Source organism: Bordetella tumulicola (assembly GCF_965138755.1).
Taxonomy (GTDB): Bacteria; Pseudomonadota; Gammaproteobacteria; order Burkholderiales; family Burkholderiaceae_B; genus Bordetella_A; species Bordetella_A tumulicola.
Genome location: NZ_CBCSFP010000004.1, coordinates 59588 through 66002 on the forward strand (window position 1 = coordinate 59588; position 6415 = coordinate 66002).

The 6415-nt window shown below is 58.4% G+C and carries 6 protein-coding genes; 4 read left to right on the forward strand and 2 right to left on the reverse strand.

Going from position 1 to position 6415, the window contains the following annotated elements; genetic code table 11:
* Nucleotides 1-38: 38 nt before the first annotated feature.
* Together ACNAZS_RS12780 and ACNAZS_RS12785 are read right to left on the reverse strand one after the other, a co-directional pair.
* Nucleotides 39-722, reverse strand: a complete 684-nt coding sequence (locus tag ACNAZS_RS12780; protein WP_415789765.1) for a GntR family transcriptional regulator — start codon at nucleotides 720-722, stop codon at nucleotides 39-41.
* Entirely contained in the window at nucleotides 704-2359 is a 1656-nt protein-coding gene (locus ACNAZS_RS12785; RefSeq protein ID WP_415789767.1) for an HAL/PAL/TAL family ammonia-lyase, read from the reverse strand. Before ACNAZS_RS12785 ends, ACNAZS_RS12780 begins: the two co-directional genes overlap by 19 nt.
* A gap of 217 nt (nucleotides 2360-2576) precedes the next feature.
* Between ACNAZS_RS12785 and ACNAZS_RS12790 the strand changes: the two genes are divergently transcribed.
* The 4 genes from ACNAZS_RS12790 to ACNAZS_RS12805 all read left to right on the forward strand — a co-directional run.
* Nucleotides 2577-3326 carry a FadR/GntR family transcriptional regulator gene (locus ACNAZS_RS12790; RefSeq protein WP_415789769.1) on the forward strand — a complete coding sequence of 250 codons (750 nt, stop codon included), beginning with the start codon at nucleotides 2577-2579 and terminating at the stop codon, nucleotides 3324-3326.
* A 63-nt stretch (nucleotides 3327-3389) separates the two neighbouring features.
* On the forward strand, nucleotides 3390-4295 hold the full coding sequence (gene kdgD, locus ACNAZS_RS12795; protein WP_415789771.1) for a 5-dehydro-4-deoxyglucarate dehydratase: 906 nt from the start codon (nucleotides 3390-3392) through the stop codon (nucleotides 4293-4295).
* Between the two features lie 106 nt (nucleotides 4296-4401).
* On the forward strand, nucleotides 4402-5913 hold the full coding sequence (locus ACNAZS_RS12800) for an ABC transporter substrate-binding protein (protein WP_415789773.1): 1512 nt from the start codon (nucleotides 4402-4404) through the stop codon (nucleotides 5911-5913).
* An 81-nt stretch (nucleotides 5914-5994) separates the two neighbouring features.
* A partial coding sequence (locus ACNAZS_RS12805) for an ABC transporter permease (protein ID WP_415789775.1) occupies nucleotides 5995-6415 on the forward strand: 421 nt, incomplete at its 3' end.

The window sequence follows — 6415 nt, forward strand, 5'->3', positions numbered from 1 at the left end:
CCTTCCTATGGCTACGAGGGTTGTCCGGAAACCGTGCGCTACGCTGACAACGCCCCCGACGCAGCCAATAAAACATCTCCCGCTTCAACGATATGTTTTTCCAACAGTGAGCAAGCACGGGCTATATCGCGGGCTTTCACCGCAGCGATGATTTCCCTATGCTCGTCTTGTGAAGTCGGATTCCAATCAATAATCGTCGCGGTGGCATACATATAGCGAAGCCTTGCCTCATGGAGCGTCTCAATGCCATGAAGCACGCGAGGCATCTCGCAAGGGCGATATAAGCACAAATGAAAGCGTCGGTTTGCGTCCTCCCATGTGCTCATGTCTTTGGAAGAATCTGCTTGCTTTGAGAGTTTCTCTGCGAGAGCGATATCTTCGTTACTCAGATTGGGGATGGCGTACCGTAGCGCAAGGACTTCGAGCGCCGCTCGCATACGCGTGATTTCCACGAGCGATGCCTGATCCAGAGGCGAGACGTAGACCCCTTTTCTGACGCGGGAAACCAGAAGCCCTCGCGATTCCAATTGCCGAAAGGCCTCCCGCACGGGAACATGGCTCGCGTTAAAGTCGCTTGCGACTTCGTCTTGCCGTACACGATCGCCAGGTTTGAGCGCCCCGCGAATAATCCGCTCCGCCAAGGAGGCTGCGATACGCGTCGGGAGCGAGTCTAACGCCTTGCTGTTTACGTTGGCTTTCTCGGTCATTCCGGTGTCGTCCATATGTCACCGCAAACGGCCTCTACGGCATCTATCAGCTTTCCCTCGACGACCAGACGCTTTATCGTTTCGATGTCGTCATGGACCCAACGATCATTACCCAGCATGGCTGGGATCTCCGACCTGACCCGCTCAATAGCGGCGCGTGTTCCACGCGCAATGGGCCAGTTCAAGAGCGCCTCATGAGCGAGGTCAAGGGCTTGTGCCGCGATGAGAATCTCCGCACTGATGACAGCCTGCGCATTTTCTACGATGGTTCGTGTGCGCCGCGCAGCGAAGCAAGAGTTACTGATATGGTCTTCTTGGTTTCCCTTGGCAGGCAAACTGATAACGCTGGCAGGGCTGCAAAGTCCCATGTTTTCCAGAACCAGGCCTGTACCCATGCTTTGGACTACGGCAAAACCGGTGTTTATTCCCGGCTCGGACGCGATCAAGTTTCGGGGCAGCCCAAAATTACCGGCGGGATCGATGAGCATGTTATTGCGACGATCAGATATCGCGCTCAGGTCGGTCACCGCCAATGCCAGTAAATCCATCGCTTGAGCCACGTACTGACCGTGGAAATGGCCGCACGAGACAATGTCATACCCTTCGTTGGTCGCGAATATCAAAGGGTTGTCTGTCGCGCTGTTCATCTCGGTCGATAGAATCCCATCGATATAGTCGAGAGCGTCGAGAACCGGCCCATAGACTTGGGGCGCACAACGAAATGAATAAACATCCTGTATGCGTGGTTGTGCCGTGGTCGATGGCGCATCGCCTCTGCTGACTTTGCCCGAGGACTCCGAAAGCACTGCCGCACGCGCTTCATCCGTGCATCGAGACGTGCCATTGAGCAGTCGCCTGATGGCCAGTGCAACCCTGCGTTGTCCGGGGTGGGGGCGAGCCATCATCACGCGATCTTCAAAGCACGAGCGTTCCGCCCTGATAGCCTCCAAAGAAAGTGTCAGCGAGATCGTCGCATTCGACAATAAGCGCCTCGCGTCAAACGCCGCGATGACGGCGTAGGCGAGCGACGCCGTGGAGCCATTAATCAAGGCTGTAGCGTCTTTTGCCTCTACGTCGAATGTCGCAGGCAACCCGACTTGTTCGAATGCAGATCTAGCGCTAACGACAGCGCCCTGGAATTCGACCTTTGACTGTTCGAGCCCCAGTAGTGCTCCGCTCATGATGGCCAGCGGTGCTAAGTCACCGCTGGCGCCAACGCTGCCCTTTGCTGCAATGAGAGGGGTGATCCCCTCGTTGAGCATGGCAATGAGTCGGTCAACGACTTCAATACGAATACCGGAATGGTTACGCGCAAAGGTATTGACTCTAATGGCCATCATTGCCCGTACGACTTCATTCGGCATCACTTCCCCTGTGCTTGCCGAATGAGAGTGAATGAGATTTCGTTGGAACCTCGCAATGTCTTGTGCACTGATGCGTTGGTTCTTTAGCGCACCGACCCCGGTGTTGAACGCGTACATAAGCGGCGCGTCATCCACAAGCCAGTGATCGGTAATAAACGCGCGAGTCGCTACGAGGTTATCTCGTGCCGTTTCTCCTAGTTTGACGGAGGCGTGGTGCCGCGCGATATCGACGATCTGCCGTATGGTCAGGTCTTCACCAGTCAAGGTAATGGGGTTGCCGCCGGTCATGATTTCTTCCTGGGACGATAGTTTTATCTATTATCTATAAAAATAATGAGTCGAACAAGGATTTGAGGGACAAGGTCAATATCAAGCCGTCTTCCCCCTTTTTTTGTGGCAAAAAGCGGAACAACCGCAGCAGGCGCACCCTTTCGCTTTTGGTCATATGACTGATAAGTCAAAATGATATGATGTGTCACTACGCGCCGTGCCGCAGGAGAACACCATGAAAGCACCTCCCCCCGCCCAGGCAAGAAAGAAGACACTTTCATCGCAGGTGGCGGACGAACTTCGGTCCCGGATCGAGGGTGGGATGTATGCCGCGGGCGACAAGCTGCCTACTGAACAAGTGCTGGTAGAGAAGTTCGGATTCAGCCGCACCGTCATTCGCGAAGCGGTGGCCACCCTGCGCGCCGACGGCCTCCTGGAATCCCGTCAGGGGGCGGGCGTGTTCGTGCTGGGGCCGCAGCAATCGGACGAGACCTTGACGTTGTTCTCGCACGCCACCGACAAGATATCGGACATTATCGAAGAGCTTGAGCTGCGTATCGGCATCGAGGTCGAGGCCGCGGGACTGGCGGCCGCCCGCAGCTCGCCTGCCCAGGAAGCCGCTATCCAGGCCGAGCTCGATCAGTTCGCCCAACTCATCGCCGACGGCCAGTCTACCGACGATTCAGACTTCCGGTTCCATATGGCGATCGCGGCGGCTACCAACAACGGCCGTTTCAAGACGTTTTTGGAACACATCGGCCGGCGCATCATCCCGCGGGTGAAGTTCCGCACGGTGATGGGCGGGTACGATCCGCTGCCCAACCGCGACCACACTATTTTGGACGAGCACGTCGAGATCGCCGAGGCCATTTTCGCCAGCGATGTAGACCGCGCGCGTGATGCGATGCGGCGCCACCTGTTGACCGGTATCCAGCGCTACCGCTCGTTGACCCGGCGGCGCCCGACCGCGGCACAAAGTGATTGACGTGCTTTCAGAAGTCATAATATGATTTGCTGGAAATACATCCTATGACACTGAGAGGCACGCATGTCCCCCCAAGAACTCAAGACTCGTATCGCATCCGGGCTATTGTCGTTTCCGGTCACGCATTTCAACGCTGACTTCAGCTTGAATCTGCCCAGCTACCAGAAGCATGTTTCCTGGTTGTCGGGCTACGAGGCGGCGGCGTTGTTTGCCGCTGGTGGCACCGGCGAGCTTTTCTCGCTGACGCCGCAGGAAATCGGCGATGTGACGCGCGCCGCCAAGGAAGCGGCGGGCAGCATGCCCATTATTTCTGGCTGCGGCTACGGTACCGAACTGGCCAAGGACATTGCGCGCCGCGCCGAAGAGGCGGGCGCCGACGGCCTGCTGTTGCTGCCCCACTATCTGATGGAAGTGCCGCAGGAAGGCATCTACCAGCACATCAAGGCCGTATGCGATTCGACCGGCCTGGGCGTCATCATCTATAACCGCGCGAACTCGGTGGCCACAGCCGACACCGTGGCGCGCCTGGCTGATGCCTGCCCCAATCTGGTCGGCTTCAAGGACGGCACCGGCAAAACCGAGCTGGTGCGTCACATTACCGCCAAGCTGGGCGACCGGCTGAGCTATATCGGCGGTATGCCCACCCACGAACTGTTTGCCCAGGGCTTCAAGGGTCTGGGCCTGAGCACTTATTCGTCGGCCGTTTTCAATTTCGTGCCCGAGCTGGCGCTGCGCTTCTACAAGGCGCTGAACGCCAATGACGAGGCCACCATGGCGCAGATATTGGACAGCTTCTTCTTTCCGTTCGCCGACATTCGCGATCGCGAGAAGGGCTACGCCGTGTCCATCATCAAGGCGGGCGTGGAACTGATTGGCCATACGCCGGGCCCGGTGCGCGCGCCGCTGACCGACTTGAAGCCACAAGAGAAAGACATGCTGAAGGCACTTATCGCCCGTGCCGGCAGCTGATCTGCAGTAGCCACTGGTACGAGCCGCGCACGGGCGCGGCCCGTACCAGGTAACCGTCCGAGAAAAACAAAGCAGGACTGTTGCATAACCCCCAACGGAGGAAGACATGAATCCAGTAGGCATCGTTTCACTTGTCTCGGCGGCCATTCTGGCCGGCGCGGCAAGCCCAGTGCTGGCGCAAGGCGCCAGCCACGACATCCGCATCGTATTGCCCGAACAGCCCGCCAACCTGGAGCCCTGCGGCAGCATCATGACCAACGTCGGTCAGGTGCTGAACCAGAACATCACCGAGTCGCTGACGGTCATCGACGCCAAGACCGGCAAGGCCATGCCCAAACTGTTCACAGAATGGAAGCAGGTCGATCCCACGACATGGCACTTCAAGGTGCGCGAGGGTGTCAAGTTCCATGATGGCTCCGACCTGAATGCCAAGGCAGTGGCGTTTTCCATCGAACGGATGACTGGCGGCAAGCTGACCTGCAACAACATGGCCAAGTTCGGCAACGCCAAGCTGACGGTCAAGCCGCTGGACGACTACACGGTTGAAATCAAGTCTGACCGGCCCCAACCCATCTTGCCTACGCTGTTGAGCGTGGTGATGGCGGTTTCGCCCAAGACGCCGGTCGACAAGGCGGTAAACGACCCGGTGGGTACCGGCCCGTACAAGCTCACGACCTTTTCGCCGCAGACAGTGGTGCTGGATCCGTTCGACGGCTACTGGGGCAAGAAGCCCGTGGTGACCAAGGCCACTTATGTCTGGCGCCAGGAATCGTCGATACGCGCTGCGATGGTAGAAACCGGCGAAGCCGATCTGACACCGTCCATTGCCATCCAGGATGCGACGAATCCCAAGACTGATTTCGCCTACCTGAACTCGGAAACGACTGCCATCCGCATCGACATGGATCAGCCTCCGTTAAACGATGTGCGCATCCGCAAGGCGCTGAACCTGGCGATCGATTGGGAGGGCCTTGCCCAACTATTCGGCGACGACATCCAGCGCGCCTCGCAGATGGTGGTGCCCGGCATCATCGGGCACGACGACGGGCTGGAACCCTGGAAATACGATGAGGCCGAAGCCAAAAAGTTGATCGCAGCTGCCAAGGCCGATGGCGTCAAGGTCGACGCCGAGATCAAGCTGATCGGCCGCAATGGCATCTACCCTAATGGCGCCGAGGCCATGGAAGCCATGATGACCATGTGGCAGGCAGCGGGCCTGAACGTCAAGCTGGTGATGCTGGACGTGGCGGACTGGACGCGCTATTTGCAGAAGCCTTTCCCGGCCGAACGCGGGGCCACCCTGGTGCAGATGATGCATGACAACAACAAGGGTGATGCGGCATTCTCCATCCCGATTTTCTATCGTTCCAGCGGCCAGTATTCGTCGATAACCGACCCGGCCGTGGACAAGGAAATCGATGCTGCGATGGCCGCCACCGGCACGGCGCGTGAAGATGGATTCAAGAAAATCTTCCGCCAGATGCGCACCGAAATCGTGCCGGATATTCCGATGTTCCACATGCTCGGCTACACCCGCGTGGGCGACCGCCTCAACTGGAAGCCGGATATCACCACGAACAGCGAAATCCCACTCGCGAACATTCAGTTCAAGAACTGATGCTTCCTTCCGGAAACGCTACCTGCATGGTTGCGGCGGCGTTTCCGGTTGCTGTCTTTCAAGCAAGCCAAGGACCCGACTATGCTGCATTATCTTGGACGACGGGCGTCCTATAGCGTTATCTCAATGCTGGGTCTGCTGACCCTGGTGTTCTTCCTGACCCGCCTGACCGGCGATCCCTCGGCGCTGTACCTGCCGCTGGATTCCACTCCCGAGGCGCGTGCCGCCTTCGCTCACTTGAACGGGCTGGACCAGCCCATTTACATCCAGTTCTGGAATTACCTGGCCGACCTGCTGCGGCTGGATTTTGGCGAATCGATGCGGCAGCACCGTTCGGCACTGGATGTGGCGCTGGAAGCCTTTCCGCAGACCTTGAAACTGGCCTCCGTGGCCATGCTGTTGTCGCTGACCCTGGCCATTGTGGTGGGGTCGATGGCCGCGGCCCGACCGCGTGGCCTGTTCGATCGCATTGCCACCGTGGTGTCGCTGGCGGGCGCCAGCG

Coding starts and splice junctions, on each gene's coding strand:
- ACNAZS_RS12780 (WP_415789765.1), bottom strand. CDS start 722: ATGGACGACACCGGAATGACCGAGAAAGCCAACGTAAACAGCAAGGCG.
- ACNAZS_RS12785 (WP_415789767.1), bottom strand. CDS start 2,359: ATGACCGGCGGCAACCCCATTACCTTGACTGGTGAAGACCTGACCATA.
- ACNAZS_RS12790 (WP_415789769.1), top strand. CDS start 2,577: ATGAAAGCACCTCCCCCCGCCCAGGCAAGAAAGAAGACACTTTCATCG.
- kdgD (WP_415789771.1), top strand. CDS start 3,390: ATGTCCCCCCAAGAACTCAAGACTCGTATCGCATCCGGGCTATTGTCG.
- ACNAZS_RS12800 (WP_415789773.1), top strand. CDS start 4,402: ATGAATCCAGTAGGCATCGTTTCACTTGTCTCGGCGGCCATTCTGGCC.